The sequence below is a fragment of the Sediminibacter sp. Hel_I_10 genome (assembly GCF_000688335.1).
In the GTDB taxonomy this organism is placed as follows: Bacteria; Bacteroidota; Bacteroidia; order Flavobacteriales; family Flavobacteriaceae; genus Psychroserpens.
Map to the genome: position 1 here is coordinate 3,926,580 of NZ_JHZX01000001.1, position 18,905 is coordinate 3,945,484.

Consider the following 18,905-nt stretch of genomic DNA (forward strand, 5'->3'; position numbering starts at 1 on the left):
ATAGTTATGTGAATAACCCCTATCATTTAACGACCGTCGGTTTGCAAATTGGTGGGGGATATTTACAATATAAACATTTCTTTTTTCAATAAAATTTTTAAAAGCTTAAAAGGTTTGGCAAAGACTTTTTGAGCTTTTTATTTTGGGGGTTACGGATCACGACCTTCACTCACTCAAAAGGCTACTTGACTCATTATGGGTTTTTTATAAAGATTACCAACGGTAACTTTATTATGAACTAATAATCCAAACCTTATGAAAACTACATTAACAATCCTCTTTATCGGTCTTTTAAATTTTACAAGCTTAGCTCAAGACAAACCAATTGAAACAAAATCCATAACTCTAGATCAGCTTATAGGCTTTACGGTAGATCAAATTAAAGTAAGAGATACATCATCTACTAAACTTTTACGTCAATATTGTTTTCTAATTGAAACTCCTACTGGTGTCATGGCAGCAGAAGATAAGGTCATCTTAAAGCAAGCATTCAGATTGATTTCAAAACGGATGAATGCTACAGATTCTCTGTCTATAGTCACCTATTCGGGTTACAGTGGTTTGGCTTTAGAACAGTCTTCCGCAAAAAACAACAAATCCATTTTATATGCTATTGAGCATTTGGAAAAGAGTCAACTGTCTTCAAATAAAGATGGTATTAGCTTAGCTTATGACTACATGAATGACCATTTTATTGATAATGCCGAAAATTTGGTCATCATGGTAAGAAACCCGAATGCATCTCAACAAGTCACTAATGATTTGAACAATAGCAATATCTCCGCTTCAAATGCAGTACCAAATAAAAAAAATAGCGCTGTTTTAATTACGGCTATAGCCTTACTACCCGAGCTTATTTCTGTAATTAAGGATTAGAGGTTTTACGGTTTAATATTAAAAAAACGATGGAAGCAAGAAGGCCAATAATACTAAACAGAGCTAGCACTAAAAAGGCATGCTGGAGGCCTAAAACCTTATCTTTTTGATCTAACAACACACCAAACATGGGGCCTGAGAAAATTTCTGGAGTGTATCCTAAAACAGAGACCAATCCTACTGTGGTTCCCGTTAAGGCCAGAGGAATGTTGGCCTCTTCTAAAGTTGCGAAATAGAGTACCCTACAGGCATAAACTCCTGTAGCGATCATCACGGTATTAATAATAAATAACCAAATATGCCCCCCAGTAATAGTTCCAAAACCGAGTATCATACTAGACACAGCCGCTAAAATAAAGCCAACAATTAGCCAAATGGAAGCTCGAGAACGGTCGGCTAATAGACCGATAACAACTCCAACTAAAGGTCTAAGATAAAGGAGACCAGCGCCAACCTTTGCTGCTTTGATATCGTCATAATTCATGGCTGTACTGGCATAAAGACTAAAGAGGTCTGTTGTTTTATAGCCTACGTAAGCACATAAAATAATCATGGATAATAGCCAAACCGAGGGTAACTTTAGTAAGGCTTTCACATCAGACCATTTTAGTTGATGAGTTATCGTTTCGGTTTTAATGTTTTTTGTTTTCATGAATAAAAACACTAAAACACCAGTAAATGCAACAAAAAACGAAGACCAATAAATGACCTGTTGAAAAGCCGTTTTTCGTTCAATCAATGACGAATTGGAGATATCATCATCCATAAAAAAGGCAAAAATAATGACACCGAGAGTCCCGATGAGCGCTGCTACAAGTCCGCGTCCACCATCCAAAAACCCAAACGCCATTCCTTGCCGTTTTTCACCGCCCCATATACGAGTAGCCTTGATGAGTGCTGCCCAGAATAAAAATATCGTTGTAAACCCCCAAAATCCATATAAAAAGAATAATCCATAGAGCGGTGGATAGCTCGCCAGATAAAAGCCTCCGCATGCAGTTAAAATTAATGCAACCGACATTAGGTGATGTGGTTTAAATTTATCTGCCAACGGACCTCCAAAGAGATAAGAAAACAGAGCGACGATACCGTAGATGGAAAAGCAGGTTCCAATTTCAGTATTGTTAATATCAATAACTTCTAAGAATGTTGGTCTAAAAACACGTTGTAAAACAAAAGGAAGCACGAACACAGCCTCTCCTGCTAGAACAAGCAGGATTAAATAAAAAACAGATGATAACCGTTGTTTTGCTATCATCTGTTTTTATAAATTATAGAATGAGTAGTCATCAAAAATCACACCTGTAAAACGCCCATATTAAATTTTTTCTCAATAGGAGCGTGGTTTGCGGCTTCAATCCCCATGCTTATCCAAGTTCTAGTGTCTAAAGGATCGATCACACCATCTGTCCAGATACGCGCTGCGGCGTAATACGGAGACACTTGTTGATCATAGCGATTCTTGATTTTATCAAAAAGTTCCTTTTCTTTTTCTTCGGTAATTTTCTCACCTTTCTTCTTTAATGAAGCCGTTTCAATTTGTAACAGTACTTTTGCTGCAGAGTTTCCGCTCATTACTGCGAGTTCTGCACTTGGCCAAGCAGCAATTAATCTTGGGTCATAAGCCTTACCGCACATGGCATAATTTCCAGCACCATAGCTGTTTCCAATAATAATAGTGAATTTTGGTACTACAGAATTACTAACTGCATTTACCATTTTTGCGCCATCTTTGATAATACCGCCATGTTCAGACTTACTACCCACCATAAATCCTGTAACATCCTGTAAAAACACTAACGGAATTTTCTTTTGGTTGCAATTTGCAATAAAGCGGGTGGCTTTATCTGCACTGTCATTATAAATAACACCGCCAAACTGCATTTCACCTTTCTTAGTTTTAACTAGCTTACGTTGATTTGCGACAATACCAACGGCCCAACCATCTATTCTAGCATAAGCCGTGATAATGGTTTGTCCGTAGCCTTCTTTATATTCGTCAAATTCACTGTCATCTACCAATCGTTTGATCACCTCTTTCATATCATATTGATCTGCTCTTGAGCGCGGAATAATTCCATAGATATCTTCAGGATTCTCTTTTGGTTTTTTTACCGTTGATCTATTAAATCCGGCTTTATCATAATCTCCGATTTTATCCATCAGTCTCTGGATGGTATCAAGGGCATCCTTATCATCTTTCGCTTTATAATCGGTCACACCAGAAATCTCACAATGTGTTGTAGCGCCACCTAAGGTTTCATTATCTATCGTTTCGCCTATAGCAGCCTTAACTAGATAACTTCCTGCTAAAAAAATACTTCCTGTTTTATCAACAATTAGGGCCTCATCACTCATGATAGGTAGATAAGCACCTCCAGCAACACAACTCCCCATTACCGCTGCAATTTGAGTAATGCCCATACTGCTCATCACGGCATTATTTCTAAATATTCTACCAAAATGCTCCTTATCGGGAAAAATCTCATCTTGCATAGGGAGATATACGCCAGCAGAATCCACTAAATAAATAATTGGTAATCTGTTTTCTATAGCGATTTCTTGTGCCCGTAAATTCTTTTTTCCGGTAATTGGAAACCATGCCCCAGCTTTAACGGTGGCATCATTAGCCACGACGAGACACTGTTTTCCTTTTACATAACCCATCTTCACAACCACTCCTCCAGAAGGGCATCCACCATGTTCTTCATACATATCTTCGCCGGCAAAGGCTCCGATTTCTATTGATGGTTTTTTAGAATCCAATAGGTAATTGACGCGCTCCCTAGCAGTCATCTTACCTTTTTCATGATGTTTTTCAATCCGTTTTTCACCTCCACCTAATTTGACTTTTGCCAGTCTTTTCTTTAGTTCTGAAAGGAGTAATTTATTGTGATCTTCGTTTTTATTGAAGTTTAAATCCATTGGTCTTTAAGTTTGTCACGAATTTACAAAACCTATTGATGTTGCGGAAGTGAATATTTTGTTAAAATACAATACATGGAAATAGTTTCCTTGGAAACTAAATTAAATTTTTATAAATTTGTAGAAACAAAATAATCAACATGAAACGTATCATTGTATTTGCAGGGAGTAATAGTTCTACATCAATTAATAAACAATTGGCAACATATGCTTCCATTTTAACCAATAATGCCGAAGCCACTATTTTAGATTTAAATGATTTTGATTTACCTATATACAGTACCGATTTAGAATCAAAAAAGGGAATTCCAGATGAGGCCCTTCGATTTTTAGAACTCTTAAGAACAGGGGATGGAATCATCCTATCTTTAGCAGAGCATAACGGCAGCTATACCACTGTATTTAAAAACTTATTTGATTGGCTATCTAGAGCCGAGCAAAAAAATTGGTTGGGAAAACCAATGCTGCTTTTAGCAACATCACCAGGAGGTCGCGGCGGACAAACGGTTTTAAATATAGCTGTAGAACGTTTCCCATATCACGATGCTGATATTGTAGGAGAGTTTTCATTACCCTCTTTTCATGATAATTTTTCTAATGGAAAAATCACTAAAGCAGAGCTGGATCAAGAATTAAAGGAACAAGTTGAACAATTTAAAAACGCATTGTAATTATGGATATTAAGCAAGATGAAGCGTCATCTAAAGGTCGTTTTTATTACGAAAAAGATGGAGAAACTAAAGCGGTCATGACGTATAGCCGAGCAGGAGAAGATAAAATTATTATTGATCATACAGAAGTAGATCCTTCTCTTCAAGGTGAAGGTATAGGTTATCAATTAGTAGACGCAGCCGTGGAATATGCCAGAGATCACCAAATAAAAATTATGCCACTTTGCACGTTTGCAAGTGCCGTTTTTAAAAAGAAACCTGAATATAATGACGTTAAATTTTAAAAACGCTTTATCCTTTTTGAGCTTTAAAATTTGAACGCTAATCACATACCCATGGGAGATTTATCAAAAGACATCAACTCTAAGTTTGACAATTATAAGGTAAAGGCATTGTTGAATATTATTTATACTTCAAACTGGATTTCGAGTTGTCAGAATGAGTTTTTTAAAGATTATGGGATTTCACCCCAACAGTATAATATCTTGAGAATTCTTAATGGAGCAGACGCGCCTTTAAAAGTTCAGACCATTAAAGAGCGAATGTTAGAGCGCTCTCCAAATGCTACGCGGCTTATGGATAAACTATGTGCTAAAAATTACATTGAGCGCATCCCATCTGCAGAGGACAGAAGAGTTGTTAAAATAGCCATTACCCAAGAAGGAAAAACATTGCTAGAGAATATACCTAAAGACTTTAATATGGATTTGTTGAAGAATTTATCAGAGTCTGAAGCCGAACAATTGAGTCTTCTTTTAGATAAGATGCGTTAATCTCAACATGACAATGTTCAATTGAAAATAATATAGAAATGAAACACAATACCATAAAAACAATAGGAACGAGTGAGTTCGTCAATATGGGACCAATTAGACTCAGACAGCCGTTGCCAACCCAAAGCATCGATATGATTGATCCTTTTATATTGTTACATCATTACGGACCTTATGAAATATCAGAAGCACATAATCCATTCGATTTGGGACCGCACCCACATCGTGGCTTTGAGCCGGTTACGTTCTTACTACAAGGTGAGCAGTTGCATCGCGATTCCTTAGGTCATGAAAGTGTAGTGAAATCTGGAGATGTGCAATGGACTACAGCAGGAAGAGGTATTATACATGCTGAAAAACCTTCCGCAGAATTTGTAAAAAAAGGTGGCATTATTGAGGGCATTCAGCTATGGCTAAATCTTCCATCTGAAAAGAAAATGATGCCAGCAGCGTACCAACATGCCAAACGAGAGGAGTTTAATGTGGTCATTTCCGAAGACAAAAAAGTACACACAAGAATTGTTGCTGGAGAACTAAATGATCTCTGTGGAAGAATAAAGACACAAACTGCTGTAAATGCGTTTATGATTGAGGCGCAAGCAGGAGGTGAGCAATCTATTTTATTCCCAAAATCTCATAGTGCGATGCTCTATCTTTTAAAGGGAAAAGTGACGGTTAATGCTTCGGAAACTTTAGAATTAGATCAAAAGCAAATGATTGTCTTTAACCAAGATGGCGATGGTATACACATTGAAGCAGCATCTGATAGCGTACTGTTATTTCTCTCTGGAGAACCGTTAAATGAAAAAGTCTCTACTTACGGGCCGTATGTTATGAATACACAAACGGAAATAATGGAAGCCATGCGAGATTATCAAATGGGAAAAATGGGCTTTTTACCAGTAAATTAAAAAAGCCACTGATTTTCAAAAAAAAATAATGCAATATTAAATTTAAATCCCTTAAACGGGTAATACCTATGAAAACAATAGTTCACAGAGCAAATGAAAGAGGAATGGCGAATCATGGATGGTTGCAGGCCAATCATTCCTTTAGTTTTGCAAATTATTATAATCCAGAAAAAATGAATTTTGGCGCACTGAGAGTTATGAATGATGATGTTATAGCTCCCAAAATGGGTTTTGGAACACATCCACATGACAATATGGAAATTATTACCATTCCATTAAGTGGAAGCTTAAAGCATCGTGACAATATGAAGGATGAATGGCAAGCTATTGAATCTGGAGAAGTTCAAATTATGTCTGCGGGGACAGGTGTGACACATTCTGAAATTAACGGGAGTAATGATGATCATTTAAATTTGTTTCAAATCTGGATAATTACTAACAAACACGGTGTTACTCCGCGATACGATCAAAAAAGATTTAAAAAAGAAAATCGTGACAATGAGTTACAGGTTGTGGTTTCATCCATTGATCATCCTGTGGATGGTAGTTTATTGATTCACCAAAATGCCAAAATCTCCAGATTAGATTTGAGCAGTGGTAAATCATTTGATTATAAAATTGAAGATCCCAATCAAGGAGTATATGTTATGACCATTCAAGGAGGCATTAAAGTTGATAACAAAGAACTTGGTAAAAGAGACGCCATTGGTGTTTCTGGAACAGATGGTTTTTCAATAGAAGCGACGAAAGATTCAGAATTATTACTTATTGAAGTCCCTATGATTTAAGTATTTATATCGATAGAGTTAAAGCATTCCGTAAGGAGTGCTTTTTTTTATTTAAAAAAGTACGATATTTGTTGTTCGCTAAAAAACTAAAACATGTCAATGAACAAAAATACAGTACTAGCTTGGGCTACTACAATTATGATTATAGTAGGTTTAGGACTCATCGCTATGGGTGCCTTTAAATATGATGATGTTGCTGGTTGGGGATTTGCTTCTGTAGGTGTTGGTTTTTTTGCAATCGCTTGGGTATTTAATGCCTTAAAAGGACGTGTTTAGGCTTTTTTCTACAAGATAAAAATACTTTAATTTTTAACACATATTTGCTGGTTCATACATTTAAGTAAACGAACAAAATTGGTTATCTTTGCAATCCCAAATATCACGGGAAAAACTTAAAAAAGTTATGCAAAAGAAACTTGCGAATATCCTTTTTTCTACACGACTTACCGCGCTTCTTTTTATTGTTTATGCAGTTGCCATGATTGTCGGTACATTTCTTGACGCTGGTCAAGACACCTCTCCAACGCCTTTTACAAGACATTATATTTATAATACTTGGTGGTTCGAGTTGATTATGGTGCTTTTTGTAGTCAATTTCGTCGGAAATATATTTAGATATCGTCTTTTAAGAAAAGAAAAATGGGCAACCTTAACGTTGCACTTGGCTTTCATCTTTATATTTATAGGAGCAGGAATCACGCGTTATATTGGATTTGAAGGTTGGATGCCCATTAGAGAGGGAGAAACCGAAAATACATTTTTAACAAGAGAGGTATATATCACCGCATTTATAGATGGTGATTTAGAAATTGATGGCCAATTACAGCGTAAGGTAGAACAAGAAAAGGTTGATTTTTCTGAACGTTTGGATAATGATCTTGAAATCAACACGCAATATGATGGAACGCCTGTAACTATAGCGGTTGAACAATTTGTAGAAGATGCCGAGCTTGATATTATTCCTGCAGATACAGGTAATCGTTATTTAAAATTAGTTGAGGCCGGTGAAGGCGCATCACACAGCCATTTTATTCAAGATGGAGATCAAGAACTTATTCATAACATGGCCTTTACGCTCAATAACCCGAAACCTGGAGCGGTAAATTTAACAACAGATGCAAATGATGCAATATTTATAGACTCTCCTTTTGAAGGCGATTACATGACCATGGCGACTCGGGCAACCGGTACTTTGGTTAAGGATTCTCTTCAGCCTTTACAATTGCGATCTCGATATCAAATTGGCAATATTGCTTTGGTATTCCCAAAACCAGTGGTTCAAGGGGAATTCGGTATTGTAAAAAAATCTAAGTTATTAAGAAGCGATGAAGATGGTCTCGTTGTTAATGTTACCGCAAATGGTGAAACGAAACAGCTTAATATTTTAGGCGCGCAGTATCAAGACGGAAAATTTGAACAAACCAAAGTTGGCGGTTTGGAGGTTGCCGTAAAATACGGGTCTATTGTAAAAGAGTTGCCATTTAGCATTAAACTTAATGATTTTGAGGCGGAGCGCTTTCCTGGTACAGAAGATAGTTTCTCAGCGTTCTCTAGCGAGGTCACGGTATTAAATACAGAACAAGGTGATTACGATTATAAAATTTTTATGAACCACGTCTTAGACCAAGACGGCTATCGCTTTTTTCAATCCAGCTTTGATCCTGATGAGAAAGGGACTCGTCTTTCAGTCAATCATGACCAATGGGGCACTTGGGTCACTTATTTTGGATACATGCTTTTATACTTCGGCTTAATGGCGATTCTATTTGATAAAAAAACGAGGTTCGCAGATTTAAAGCGAATGCTAGAAAAGGTGAAGACTAAAAAATCAAAGGTGATTACTGTAGCATTGCTTTGTTTTAGTTTAACTGGATTTGCTCAAGAGCATTCTGAAAATGATGCCCATAATCATACCAGCGATAGCATTCAACAAACACAACACTTTGAAGAAGATGGTCACGACCATGGCGCCAAAGTAGAGGTCATAAAACCGACCAAAACCGAAATAGATTCTGTAATAAGAGCAAATATCACTCCTAAAGAACATGCAGATAAATTTGGAAGATTGGTAATACAGGATTTTAGTGGGCGAATGATGCCCATGGATACCTATGCTTCTGAAGTTTTACGTAAGCTTAGTAAAATAGACCATTACGAAGAGTTTGATGCCAATCAGGTAATGCTGTCTATGCAAGAAAGCCCTTTGTTTTGGTATAATGTACCTCTTATTTATCTCACAAGGCGTAAGGCAGATACCATTAGACACATTATTGGGGTTGATAAAGATCAAGAATATGTTGCACTTACCGACTTCTTAAGACCAGATGGATCTTACAAATTAGCGCCGTACTTAGAGGAAGCTTATAAAGCAGCAGTACCTAATGGATATCAAAAAGAATTTAAAGAGGCCGACCAACGCGTCAGTCTATTATTTAGCACGGTTGATGGTCGGTTTATGAAAATATTTCCAGTTCCTAATGATGAAAACAACACTTGGATTTCGCCGTTGGAATATAAAGAGGAATATGCATCTAAAATACAAGATACACTCTACGGAAAATTTATAGAAAATAGTTTCAGTTTTTATCTCCAAGAACTTTACAACGCTAAGCAGACGGGTGATTTTGAAACCCCCAACAAGTTGTTAGAAGGTTTTAAACGAAGTCAAGCCAAAATGGGCAGTGAGGTCATGCTTTCCGACGATAAAATTGAGACCGAAATTCTCTACAACAAATATGATATCTTTAAGAAGCTCTTTGCGTATTACATGATTGTAGGTGGGATTTTGTTTATATTATTGATTGTTCAAATATTCAAATATAAAAGTAAGATTCTCAATTATACCGTTAACGGATTGGGTATTGTCATCCTTTTACTGTTTATGGTTCATACGGCTGGCTTAATTGCACGTTGGTATATTTCTGGTCACGCACCGTGGAGTAACGCTTACGAATCTATGATTTATGTGGCTTGGGCAACCATGTTTTTCGGGCTTGCTTTTGGTCGAAAAAGCATGTTAACATTAGCGTCAACCGCTTTTGTAACTTCGATGCTCTTAATGATTGCACATTGGAACTGGATGGATCCTGCCATTTCTACACTTCAACCTGTACTAGACAGTTATTGGTTAATGATTCACGTTGCAGTAATAGTAGCAAGTTATGGTCCTTTTACCTTAGGAATGATTTTAGGGGTTACTGTGCTCTTATTAATGATATTTACTACCAAAGACAATAAGGAAAAAATGCTGCTCAATATCAAAGAGCTCACTATTATTAATGAAATGGCCTTAACGGTAGGTTTGGTCATGTTGACTATTGGAAATTTTCTAGGCGGCATGTGGGCCAATGAAAGCTGGGGACGTTATTGGGGTTGGGATCCTAAAGAAACTTGGGCACTGATTAGTATCATGGTTTATGCATTTGTAATACACATGAGGTTAATTCCAGGACTACGTGGTCGTTATGGCTTTAATTTAGCGTCGATTATTGCTATTGCAAGTATCATCTTCACTTACTTTGGTGTTAATTTTTACCTATCGGGATTGCACTCTTATCAATCAGGACAACAAATTGCAAGTGTTCAAATCATTTTAATCACGCTAGGTGCTGTTACCGTTTTGGGCGCATTAGCGTATCGTAAATATGTAAAATATTACAAGAAATAAACGTCACTTGCATTGTTTATAAATACCAGCTCTTTTGTGAGCTCGAAATTTATAATTCAATTTTTATTTTTAAATAATGCCGAGCATGTAGTTGTATAGGAGGCCTATTAATATGGCGAGTCCAAAGCTTATAAGCGTCCCTATGAGAACATATTCGGTAAGTTTTCGGTCTTTGGCTCTAGAGAGATCTCCGAACCTAAAAATAGATTTTGCGGCTAGTAGAAACCCGATACCTTCCCAAAAGTTCATAATTACAAATAGAAAAACAAACAGTCTTTCTAGAACCCCTATGATGGTACCAGCATTTTCTAAAGAATCTTCATCGTTTTTGTAATTTTCTATATTCCACCTAGAAATAATAGTTTTCATTACAATTGAAGACATACTTGTGACTGCAATCACACACGCTAAAAAAAGTAAGCTCATAGTTGCATCAAGTTTATGATAATGTGATAGATAGGGCTCGTAAATTTCTACCACTCCCGCAATAACAATGAGATGCGCCAATTGATCTAGCAAAAACAGCCAACGTTTATTCTTTTTATTCTGAAGATGTAACTTGGCTAAATCGATAAGAAAATGACTGGGAATGATGATCAAGAAAGCGAGCCAATAGTCAAATTTAAATGACAGCACGATCAATAATAAAAGCGCATGTACTGCCAAATGCCAATACAAGTATTTTGACAGATGCTTATTCTTGTTTTTATCTTTAACCCATTTTTGAGGTTGTAGCACAAAGTCCCCTATAAGGTGTGCTAAGATGAGTTTGATGAATAAAAGAATCATAATGTGCTTATTTGAGATTTATAATAGGCCAGAAGTTTTGACAATTCATCAAATCCGCCACGTTTGAGACCTTGACTTACATTACTTTGAGTGGTTTGTAGTCTCTTAGCAATTTGTTGTTGGTTATAATCTGGGTAGGTCAGCGCTAATTCTATAAGTTCTGCAACGGTAGACGTCCAATTATCAATAGTAACGGAAGCGAGCTGAAACATAAGATTTAGCGTATTATCTAAATCACTATCTTCTGTTTTTATAGCTAGATTATTTTTTTTGAGTTGTTCAAAGCTATGCCCAGAATTAATAAATGCGGTGCCGTTAGATGCTGTTATTTTTTCAGCATTATAAGTTTTCTCTCCAATACCAATAGCAATCCTGACATCAAGATCTGATTGAAATTTTAAATGCGCCTTAATCATAAGTGCGGCATATAATGCTTTTTCAGGTTGCGTTTCTAACTGAAAGCTATCACCTCGGTAGAGTTCCCAATCTGTGGGAGCGTTTCCAAAAACATTGAGTACTGTTTTTAATACGTCCACCCATTTGTCGGGATCAGAATTCTGGGAATTTACCATATCCCCTGTAAGTATTGCCGTCTTCATAAGATTAAAATACGTTCAATTTAAATTTTTATAAGTAAATAAGCACCATGATTTATGCTAAATATAATTGATTTAGATTATAATATCAAATATAATTGATTTAGATTATAATTTAAGTTATAATTGAATTAGATTATAATTATAATTTCAAGTCAATATTTATAAAGACAGCTTTCTCCTAAATTATAATAACGTAAAAGAGAATAGTTGCTCTCGATAATAAATGGCCTTGGTTAATCTTCGTTAACTGAGAAAAAATTAGGTTTCAAGTCATCTTTTTAAATTAAAAAATCACTTAAAACATCTAAATTTGCAGGCTAAAATATTGAAACATGACATTTTTTAAAGAGTTTAAAGAGTTCGCTGTAAAGGGCAATATGATGGATATGGCCATCGGAATCATTATTGGTGCTGCATTTAATCAAGTTATAGACGTATTAGTAAAGAAGATTTTTATGCCACCGCTCTCATTAATGACAGACGGACTCAACTTTCAAGATAAAAAATACATCCTCAGGGAAGCAATTACCGATGCTACTGGCACAATTACAAGTCAAGAAGTGGCTATAGAATATGGCACTTTATTTGAAACCACTTTAGATTTTTTTATTGTAGGAATTACAGTGTTTGTTGTGGTTAAAGCCATGAACCAATTAAAAGAAAAAGCTCAAGACCCTAAAAACCCAGTTGTAAAAACCCCAAAAGATATAGAACTGCTTTCTAAATTAAATGATTTAATGGAAGAGCAAAATGCTTTGCTTAAAACCAACAATAAATCAGCACTTTAAGTGAGAGACTAATTAATATATTGATAGAAACTTGCGACGAATATGAGGGTCCATAGACCTGTTCTAATCCAATTTAATTTTACCAAAGCGTTCAGTGTTTCTTTAGAGTAATTATGATCTGATATTTTGTTATGAAGCGGTACAAATTGAAAAAAGGTTGACAGCCAAAGTAGGAGCACGGTGACACTTCCAAACAGGTTAAACCAAGTTTGAACTTGAAAAATCAAATAACCGTAAATTGCTAATTGAGCGATCATTAAAGGCATCACAACCATACCTAAACGTCTCGTGTAGATCTTGTGCCATTTTATGAGATCCTGGGTTTCATAAAATTTAAAGCTGGGATAAATGATTAATTGAACTATCCAAATCAGAACAACAAGTCCAAAGTCAATCAGAACACGCCAAACTTCAATCATCGCTCTCGTCTCCTTTGCGATCCTCGATTTTTATCCAAAGTTGTTCTGAATTTAAATAAAAACTTCCTACATAATCGAAATTACAATCATTGGGCGCAATTATGGATAAAAATGGCTCATCGTTTTTATTTTTATATAAGTAATACGTCTCGCCAATAATAGGTTCAAAATTAAATTTAGCGTTATAAACCAAATTATTGTACTCTAATGACTGCATGACTTTGTCATACTCGGCTTTTAACTCAAGGTATTTGGCCTTAATTTGTGTATTTGCTTTATTAACATTTCTACTTTTCCAGGCATTCGTATCTTGAGTTATAATGGCAGGTGCTCCTACATTAGTAGCATACGGCAAGAGGGAAGCTGTATACTTTTGCTCTTCCTCATCAAACACCACTTGATCTGGTTTTTTTGTCTTACTCATTCTCCTATCGTTTTTACAAAGATAAAGCACCCAATTTTATGGATATGGCTCAATATTTCTTAAAGTTATGTTAACTTTGCCTGATAATTATGTAATTATGGATTTCTATAAAAAAATAGGGTTTGCAAACCTATTTATTTTATTTCTCTGCGCAGCTATAATTTTGGTTGCAGAATATTTATTTTTAAAAGGTGACCAGTTACACGCTATTTTTATAGGACTTTGGGCACCTACATTATTAGGAATAGTAATTTTTATTAAACAAATTAACAATGGACGCTAACGAGATTGTATTTTGGTTTTCTGGTATAGTGGCCTTCTGCGTTGTTATTTGGGCTGTCCTAATTATAAGAACTTATAATAGGATTGATCGCAACAAGTAGCAAAAAAAGTAAGTTCAGTAAAAAAACAACGTGATTCAAAATTTATCAAGCAAAGCTTTTCTTTTCTGTAGCGTGATGTTTTAATGCTTTATAGGATATTTCGTTAAAATGTGAAATCACGAGATCAGCTTTACTATAATCTTGATCTTTTGAATGCAAGCTATTGTATCCTACACAAAATATATTAGCAGATTTAGCAGCTTCAATGCCATTAGTTGAATCTTCGATTACAAAACAATGTTTTGGGTGATGACCAGATAGTTCAGCTGCTTTTTCAAAAATCTCTGGATGTGGTTTAGATTCTTTAAGATCTGCACCGCTTATTTTAGCTTTAAAATAAGGATTGAGATCAAATCTGTCAAATATTCTATTGATATTATCCATTGAAGCAGAAGACGCTAATACCAAAGACATATCACTAGCATGATAATCTTTTATAAGGTCTAAGACACCATCTAAAAGTTGCAAAGACTCATCAGACTCAAAAAGCTTTTTAAAATAATCTCGTTTCAAATTCATTAAAGTATCCGCCACAAGTGGCAGATTAAAATGTTCGATAAGCTGTTCGCAAATATTTTGCGTAGATTGACCAGTATAAGAAGCGTACAAATCTTCTGATACTTCAATATTCACAGCGTTAAACATTTGGTAATAAGCATTTCGATGAAGTGGCTCAGTGTCAACAATGACTCCGTCCATATCAAATAATACGGCTTTAAACATAGCAAGGCAATTAATTAGGCTCACGAATATAAAAAATTAGCCTCTTAAAATCAATACTCAGGCAGAAATTTGTTTAAAAGAAACAAATATCCGACAACCTAAATTCATAACAGTTTAAGACATAATCATTAGTGTATTTTGGTTTTAATGTCTTAGTTACCTAAGAGATAGGTCACCATTTTTTAAGATTTTTACTCTATATAATTTATGATCAATATCAATTGAGAGATTATTCATAGATCAATATTGCTATAATTGTAATTAAAATCTTACTTTTTTATATATTATATCGAATAATTTAGTTAAATATCGGTTTTATTGCTGAGTATACTTTAAATTGGCTGAACCTTAAAACCTACTTATTATGAAAAAATTAAACTTATTATTAATTGGAAGTATCGTGCTTTCTACAGTGAATGGCTTTGCCCAAAATGCGAACAAGAAAGATTTTCATGCATCCCCAAATCCATCTTATGAAATTAAAACTACGAAAACATTCTCTAATTTTACGGCTTTAACTTTTGATACTTTAGACTCCTCAACAGAGTTAGGTGACAACATAGGCGTTTACTATTTACATAATTCCAGATCTTTAATGATCAAGAATATCAATGTTGAAAAAATAAGCAAATTGGCCATTTTTGATTCCAGAGGTAACCATTATGGCAGTTTTGAGGCTAATGAATTTGATAGCGATCAAAAATTGGACCTGACATCATATGAATTTAAATCAGGTTACTATATTATTTTGATAGTGATCCACGATAAAACCATCTCTAAGAAGATTTATATTTCAGCCTAAGCTTTTATAATCTAAACAAGTACTTACTGAGTTTTTACTTACTTTTGATTTCAAAAGAATTTTGATGTCAAAAGAAAAATTTGGAGTAAATACCATTTGTACACATGTTGGGGAAATAAAAGACGAACAGTTTAAGGGAGCTGTGTCGCCGATCTATTTGTCAACCTCTTATGAATTTGATAATGTTGACGTTAAGCGTTACCCTAGATATTTTAATACGCCTAACCAAACCCACTTATCTAAGAAAATAGCAGCTTTAGAACATACTGAAACGGCCATGATTTTCGCAAGTGGCATGGCCGCTATCAGTACAATGCTTCTCGCATTTTTAAAACAGGGAGACCATATTGTAGTTCAAAACACGCTATACGGTGGTACCAGTAATTTTATTCGAGAAGAATTTCCAAAATATGGTATAGAATTCACTTTTACTAATGGCTATGAAGTTGCCCATTTTGAAGATGCAATACAATCAAATACCAAGGTCATTTATATTGAAACGCCTTCAAATCCTTTATTGACCATCACCAATATTAAAAACATTGCAGACTTGACTAAATCTAAAGGTCTAGTCTCAATGATTGACAATACCTTTGCAAGCCCTATAAATCAAAACCCCGCCGATTTCGGGATTGACCTTATTATACATTCTGCTACAAAATACCTAGGCGGGCACAGTGATATTCTTGCTGGTGCAGTTGCCGGTTCTCATATACACATGGAGCGGATTTGGAATGTAGCCAAAAACCTTGGTGGAAGTTTAAGCGACATGACCGTCTGGATGTTGGAGCGTAGTATGAAAACATTAGCGCTAAGAGTTAAAGCACAAAATAAAAACGCCCAAAAACTTGCTGAGTTTTTAGATAAACACAGCGATGTTGCTAATGTATTCTACCCTGGTCTTAAAAGTCATCCAGAGCATGAACTAGCCAAAACACAAATGCGAGGTTTTGGAGGTATGCTTTCCTTTGAATTAAATGATGGCATCGATGCCATGACATTTCAAAAACACTTAAAACTTATCAAATCGTCAATGAGCTTGGCTGGTGTGGAAAGCACCATGCTCTTGCCTTCACGAACATCTCACGCATTGCTATCTCAAAATGAAAGAGACCAAATAGGAATTAGTGATCGTCTTATCAGATTTTCAGTAGGTATTGAGACTTTTAAAGATTTAAAAGCAGATATCAAACAAGCCATAAAAACAACAAAATCATAATTAAGTGCATAAAAACAACAAACACTCAGAGAATTACGATTTTCAAGAGTTAGTGACTATAGAAAGCGAGCTTGCTCAATTTGTTCATACCAACAAGTTTGATAAGATCACTATTGATTTTTCAAATTCTAAAGCAGTAAAGATTTTAAATAAAGCTTTACTTAAAAAGCATTACGGTATTCAATATTGGGAATTTCCGAATGAACATTTATGCCCACCAATACCAGGTCGGGTGGAGTACATTCATGTTTTAAATGATTTGTTGAAATCATCTGGATTGAACAAAGACATTAAGATTTTAGACATAGGAACGGGTGCAACCTGTATTTATCCATTGTTAGGGTCTTCGGAATACGGATGGCATTTTATAGCATCTGAGCTAGATCAAAATGCTTTAAAAAATGCAGAGGACATTCTTCGGAAGAATGATCTAAAGCGTCAAATAGAACTTCGTTTTCAAGAGAATCCTCAGCGGGTTTTGGAGGGGATCTTAAAATCTTCAGATAAAATTTCGGCAGCAATGTGTAATCCGCCGTTTTATAAAAATGAAATGGAAGCTGAAGCTTCAAATGAAAAAAAATTGAAAGGGCTTGGTTTGGACGCTTCGCAAGGGAAAAGAAATTTTAGTGGCACTTCCAAAGAACTTATCTATCCTGGAGGAGAGAAAGCCTTTTTACACAACTACCTTTACCAAAGTTCTCTGCAAAAAAAGAGTTGCTTTTGGTTTACAAGCTTAGTATCTAAAAAAGAGTTGATCAAAACGATGAAAAGTTCTCTAGAAAAACTCGGTGCAACCGAATTTAAGGTCATTCAAATGGAATTGGGAAATAAAATAAGTAGAGTAGTGGCCTGGTCTTTTTTAAACCCTAAGGAACAAGAAGCTTGGAAGAATAGTAAATAGTAGTTAAAAAGTTAGTTAGAAGAAATACGTTACATATGAAATTAGACATACTTGCGTTTGGTTCTCACCCAGATGATATAGAATTAAGTTGTGCAGGCACCATTGCTAAAGAGATTGCCAATGGGAAGAAAGTGGGAATTGTTGATTTAACTCGGGGCGAACTAGGTACTAGAGGCACAGCCGAAACTAGAAAATCTGAAGCTGCAGAGGCCGCGAAAATTTTAAAAGTACATGTTAGGGAGAATCTCGCCTTTGATGATGGGTTCTTTATAAATGATCAAACACATCAATTGGAGATCATTAAGATGATTAGAAAATACCAACCTGAAATCATTTTATGCAATGCTATTAAGGACCGCCATATCGATCACGGCAAAGGAAGCCAATTGGTAAGAGACGCTTGTTTTTTAAGTGGCTTAAAGAAAATTGAAACATCTCTTGAGGGTGAAAAACAAAAACAATGGCGTCCCACTCAGGTTTATAACTACATCCAATGGCAACCCATTGAACCAGATATTATTGTAGACATCACAGGCTTTGAAACCATCAAAATGGAATCTGTTTTAGCTTATAAAACACAGTTTTATGATCCAAATAGTAACGAGCCACAAACACCAATATCAAGTAAAAATTTCACCGATAGCATTTTGTATCGCGCAAGAGATCTCGGAAGACTCATTGGTGTAGAATATGCAGAAGGCTATACCGTAGACCGTTACATTGGCGTAGATAGTTTATTTCATTTGAAATAATAATTCTAAAAAAAAGTCTTTGCAGAATCTAGTAAATCATTTACATTTGCAATCCAATTTACAGTGGTTGATGTTATGTCCTTGGATATAATAAACAACAAAACGCTTAAATTGAAAAATGGTGGTTGTAGCTCAGCTGGTTAGAGCGTCGGTTTGTGGTACCGAAAGTCGCCGGTTCGAACCCGGTCTTCCACCCAAAAATAAAGCTTCCTATATTTAGGAAGCTTTTTTTGTGGTGTTAATCAAGCAAGTTGTAAACCATTGAATAAAAAAGCCCCGAAACTTTTTGTTTCAGGGCTTTCCAATTTAGTTTTGAAGTGCTTCAAACTTCAAATTATTACACTTTATAACACTTAAAGCCTTCGAGTAGTTCAAAAGAAAATCGATGGTTTCTTCCTTCGGGTTTAAATCGTCCTTCTTTTTAGGACATTCTGAGTAAAGTTTTGCCATTTTAGGTTTATTAGTTGATTATAATTTAATAAACGTAACAAAACT

21 protein-coding genes and 1 tRNA gene are annotated in these 18,905 nt (G+C 35.4%); 14 read left to right on the forward strand and 8 right to left on the reverse strand.

The window, feature by feature from the left end:
- Positions 1-255 precede the first annotated feature (255 nt).
- Positions 256-876, forward strand: a complete 621-nt coding sequence (locus P176_RS0117655) for a hypothetical protein (RefSeq protein WP_026755945.1) — start codon at positions 256-258, stop codon at positions 874-876.
- On the opposite strand, the gene P176_RS0117660 is transcribed toward P176_RS0117655, so the two are convergent.
- Positions 866-2,134, reverse strand: a complete 1,269-nt coding sequence (locus P176_RS0117660; protein WP_026755946.1) for a nitrate/nitrite transporter — start codon at positions 2,132-2,134, stop codon at positions 866-868. The two genes, P176_RS0117655 and P176_RS0117660, sit on opposite strands and share 11 nt — an antisense overlap.
- 38 nt (positions 2,135-2,172) lie before the next feature.
- Positions 2,173-3,801 (reverse strand): acyl-CoA carboxylase subunit beta, encoded by a 1,629-nt coding sequence (locus tag P176_RS0117665; protein ID WP_026755947.1) that lies wholly within the window; start codon positions 3,799-3,801, stop codon positions 2,173-2,175.
- A gap of 140 nt (positions 3,802-3,941) precedes the next feature.
- On the opposite strand from P176_RS0117665, the gene P176_RS0117670 reads away from it, so the two are divergent.
- The 7 genes from P176_RS0117670 (at position 3,942) to ccsA (ending at position 10,611) form a co-directional block, all read left to right on the forward strand.
- Complete coding sequence (locus P176_RS0117670; protein WP_026755948.1) at positions 3,942-4,472, forward strand: NADPH-dependent FMN reductase; 531 nt, start codon at positions 3,942-3,944, stop codon at positions 4,470-4,472.
- A gap of 2 nt (positions 4,473-4,474) precedes the next feature.
- Positions 4,475-4,756 carry a GNAT family N-acetyltransferase gene (locus tag P176_RS0117675; RefSeq protein WP_026755949.1) on the forward strand — a complete coding sequence of 94 codons (282 nt, stop codon included), beginning with the start codon at positions 4,475-4,477 and terminating at the stop codon, positions 4,754-4,756.
- 51 nt (positions 4,757-4,807) lie between these two features.
- Positions 4,808-5,245: a MarR family winged helix-turn-helix transcriptional regulator gene (locus P176_RS0117680; RefSeq protein WP_026755950.1), complete on the forward strand. Its 438-nt coding sequence runs from the start codon at positions 4,808-4,810 to the stop codon at positions 5,243-5,245.
- Positions 5,246-5,283: 38 nt separating this feature from the next.
- Positions 5,284-6,156 (forward strand): pirin family protein, encoded by an 873-nt coding sequence (locus P176_RS0117685; protein WP_026755951.1) that lies wholly within the window; start codon positions 5,284-5,286, stop codon positions 6,154-6,156.
- Positions 6,157-6,224: 68 nt separating this feature from the next.
- Positions 6,225-6,944, forward strand: coding sequence for a pirin family protein (locus P176_RS0117690; protein WP_026755952.1), 720 nt, complete (start codon positions 6,225-6,227; stop codon positions 6,942-6,944).
- A 93-nt stretch (positions 6,945-7,037) separates the two neighbouring features.
- Positions 7,038-7,220, forward strand: a complete 183-nt coding sequence (locus P176_RS19780; protein WP_037349039.1) for a CAL67264 family membrane protein — start codon at positions 7,038-7,040, stop codon at positions 7,218-7,220.
- 127 nt (positions 7,221-7,347) lie between these two features.
- Positions 7,348-10,611, forward strand: coding sequence for a cytochrome c biogenesis protein CcsA (ccsA, locus tag P176_RS0117700; protein ID WP_026755953.1), 3,264 nt, complete (start codon positions 7,348-7,350; stop codon positions 10,609-10,611).
- A 69-nt stretch (positions 10,612-10,680) separates the two neighbouring features.
- On the opposite strand, the gene P176_RS0117705 is transcribed toward ccsA, so the two are convergent.
- Entirely contained in the window at positions 10,681-11,400 is a 720-nt protein-coding gene (locus tag P176_RS0117705; RefSeq protein WP_026755954.1) for a DUF3307 domain-containing protein, read from the reverse strand.
- Positions 11,397-11,999 (reverse strand): SatD family protein, encoded by a 603-nt coding sequence (locus tag P176_RS0117710; protein ID WP_026755955.1) that lies wholly within the window; start codon positions 11,997-11,999, stop codon positions 11,397-11,399. Before P176_RS0117710 ends, P176_RS0117705 begins: the two co-directional genes overlap by 4 nt.
- A 332-nt stretch (positions 12,000-12,331) precedes the next feature.
- Here P176_RS0117710 and mscL point away from each other — a divergent pair, with 332 nt between their 5' ends.
- On the forward strand, positions 12,332-12,787 hold the full coding sequence (mscL, locus tag P176_RS0117715) for a large conductance mechanosensitive channel protein MscL (protein ID WP_026755956.1): 456 nt from the start codon (positions 12,332-12,334) through the stop codon (positions 12,785-12,787).
- 8 nt (positions 12,788-12,795) lie between these two features.
- On the opposite strand, the gene P176_RS0117720 is transcribed toward mscL, so the two are convergent.
- From P176_RS0117720 to P176_RS0117735, 3 genes are all read right to left on the reverse strand, one after another.
- A complete protein-coding gene (locus P176_RS0117720; RefSeq protein ID WP_026755957.1) occupies positions 12,796-13,206 on the reverse strand; it encodes a hypothetical protein in 411 nt (136 codons plus the stop codon).
- Positions 13,199-13,630: a DUF2452 domain-containing protein gene (locus P176_RS0117725; RefSeq protein ID WP_026755958.1), complete on the reverse strand. Its 432-nt coding sequence runs from the start codon at positions 13,628-13,630 to the stop codon at positions 13,199-13,201. Before P176_RS0117725 ends, P176_RS0117720 begins: the two co-directional genes overlap by 8 nt.
- Before the next feature lie 428 nt (positions 13,631-14,058).
- Entirely contained in the window at positions 14,059-14,736 is a 678-nt protein-coding gene (locus tag P176_RS0117735) for an HAD family phosphatase (RefSeq protein WP_026755960.1), read from the reverse strand.
- Positions 14,737-15,100: 364 nt separating this feature from the next.
- Here P176_RS0117735 and P176_RS0117740 point away from each other — a divergent pair, with 364 nt between their 5' ends.
- From P176_RS0117740 to P176_RS0117760, 5 genes are all read left to right on the forward strand, one after another.
- Complete coding sequence (locus tag P176_RS0117740) at positions 15,101-15,538, forward strand: hypothetical protein (RefSeq protein WP_026755961.1); 438 nt, start codon at positions 15,101-15,103, stop codon at positions 15,536-15,538.
- 64 nt (positions 15,539-15,602) lie between these two features.
- On the forward strand, positions 15,603-16,757 hold the full coding sequence (locus P176_RS0117745; RefSeq protein ID WP_026755962.1) for a PLP-dependent aspartate aminotransferase family protein: 1,155 nt from the start codon (positions 15,603-15,605) through the stop codon (positions 16,755-16,757).
- A gap of 4 nt (positions 16,758-16,761) precedes the next feature.
- Complete coding sequence (rlmF, locus tag P176_RS0117750; RefSeq protein WP_026755963.1) at positions 16,762-17,658, forward strand: 23S rRNA (adenine(1618)-N(6))-methyltransferase RlmF; 897 nt, start codon at positions 16,762-16,764, stop codon at positions 17,656-17,658.
- Positions 17,659-17,693: 35 nt separating this feature from the next.
- On the forward strand, positions 17,694-18,410 hold the full coding sequence (gene bshB1 / locus P176_RS0117755) for a bacillithiol biosynthesis deacetylase BshB1 (protein ID WP_026755964.1): 717 nt from the start codon (positions 17,694-17,696) through the stop codon (positions 18,408-18,410).
- Positions 18,411-18,530: 120 nt separating this feature from the next.
- Positions 18,531-18,606, forward strand: a tRNA-His gene (locus tag P176_RS0117760).
- 110 nt (positions 18,607-18,716) lie between these two features.
- Here the strand turns inward: P176_RS0117760 and P176_RS20625 are convergent.
- On the reverse strand, positions 18,717-18,860 hold the full coding sequence (locus P176_RS20625) for a hypothetical protein (protein ID WP_197022183.1): 144 nt from the start codon (positions 18,858-18,860) through the stop codon (positions 18,717-18,719).
- Positions 18,861-18,905: the final 45 nt, after the last annotated feature.

Excerpts from the sequence above, each read along its gene's own strand:
- P176_RS0117660 (WP_026755946.1), bottom strand. The coding sequence starts at position 2,134 with ATGATAGCAAAACAACGGTTATCATCTGTTTTTTATTTAATCCTGCTT.
- P176_RS0117690 (WP_026755952.1), top strand. The coding sequence starts at position 6,225 with ATGAAAACAATAGTTCACAGAGCAAATGAAAGAGGAATGGCGAATCAT.
- P176_RS0117655 (WP_026755945.1), top strand. The coding sequence starts at position 256 with ATGAAAACTACATTAACAATCCTCTTTATCGGTCTTTTAAATTTTACA.
- P176_RS0117670 (WP_026755948.1), top strand. The coding sequence starts at position 3,942 with ATGAAACGTATCATTGTATTTGCAGGGAGTAATAGTTCTACATCAATT.
- P176_RS0117680 (WP_026755950.1), top strand. The coding sequence starts at position 4,808 with ATGGGAGATTTATCAAAAGACATCAACTCTAAGTTTGACAATTATAAG.
- P176_RS0117685 (WP_026755951.1), top strand. The coding sequence starts at position 5,284 with ATGAAACACAATACCATAAAAACAATAGGAACGAGTGAGTTCGTCAAT.
- P176_RS0117735 (WP_026755960.1), bottom strand. The coding sequence starts at position 14,736 with ATGTTTAAAGCCGTATTATTTGATATGGACGGAGTCATTGTTGACACT.
- P176_RS0117745 (WP_026755962.1), top strand. The coding sequence starts at position 15,603 with ATGTCAAAAGAAAAATTTGGAGTAAATACCATTTGTACACATGTTGGG.
- bshB1 (WP_026755964.1), top strand. The coding sequence starts at position 17,694 with ATGAAATTAGACATACTTGCGTTTGGTTCTCACCCAGATGATATAGAA.
- P176_RS0117675 (WP_026755949.1), top strand. The coding sequence starts at position 4,475 with ATGGATATTAAGCAAGATGAAGCGTCATCTAAAGGTCGTTTTTATTAC.
- P176_RS0117665 (WP_026755947.1), bottom strand. The coding sequence starts at position 3,801 with ATGGATTTAAACTTCAATAAAAACGAAGATCACAATAAATTACTCCTT.
- P176_RS0117705 (WP_026755954.1), bottom strand. The coding sequence starts at position 11,400 with ATGATTCTTTTATTCATCAAACTCATCTTAGCACACCTTATAGGGGAC.
- P176_RS0117720 (WP_026755957.1), bottom strand. The coding sequence starts at position 13,206 with ATGATTGAAGTTTGGCGTGTTCTGATTGACTTTGGACTTGTTGTTCTG.
- P176_RS0117740 (WP_026755961.1), top strand. The coding sequence starts at position 15,101 with ATGAAAAAATTAAACTTATTATTAATTGGAAGTATCGTGCTTTCTACA.
- P176_RS19780 (WP_037349039.1), top strand. The coding sequence starts at position 7,038 with ATGTCAATGAACAAAAATACAGTACTAGCTTGGGCTACTACAATTATG.
- P176_RS20625 (WP_197022183.1), bottom strand. The coding sequence starts at position 18,860 with ATGGCAAAACTTTACTCAGAATGTCCTAAAAAGAAGGACGATTTAAAC.
- P176_RS0117710 (WP_026755955.1), bottom strand. The coding sequence starts at position 11,999 with ATGAAGACGGCAATACTTACAGGGGATATGGTAAATTCCCAGAATTCT.
- P176_RS0117725 (WP_026755958.1), bottom strand. The coding sequence starts at position 13,630 with ATGAGTAAGACAAAAAAACCAGATCAAGTGGTGTTTGATGAGGAAGAG.
- ccsA (WP_026755953.1), top strand. The coding sequence starts at position 7,348 with ATGCAAAAGAAACTTGCGAATATCCTTTTTTCTACACGACTTACCGCG.
- mscL (WP_026755956.1), top strand. The coding sequence starts at position 12,332 with ATGACATTTTTTAAAGAGTTTAAAGAGTTCGCTGTAAAGGGCAATATG.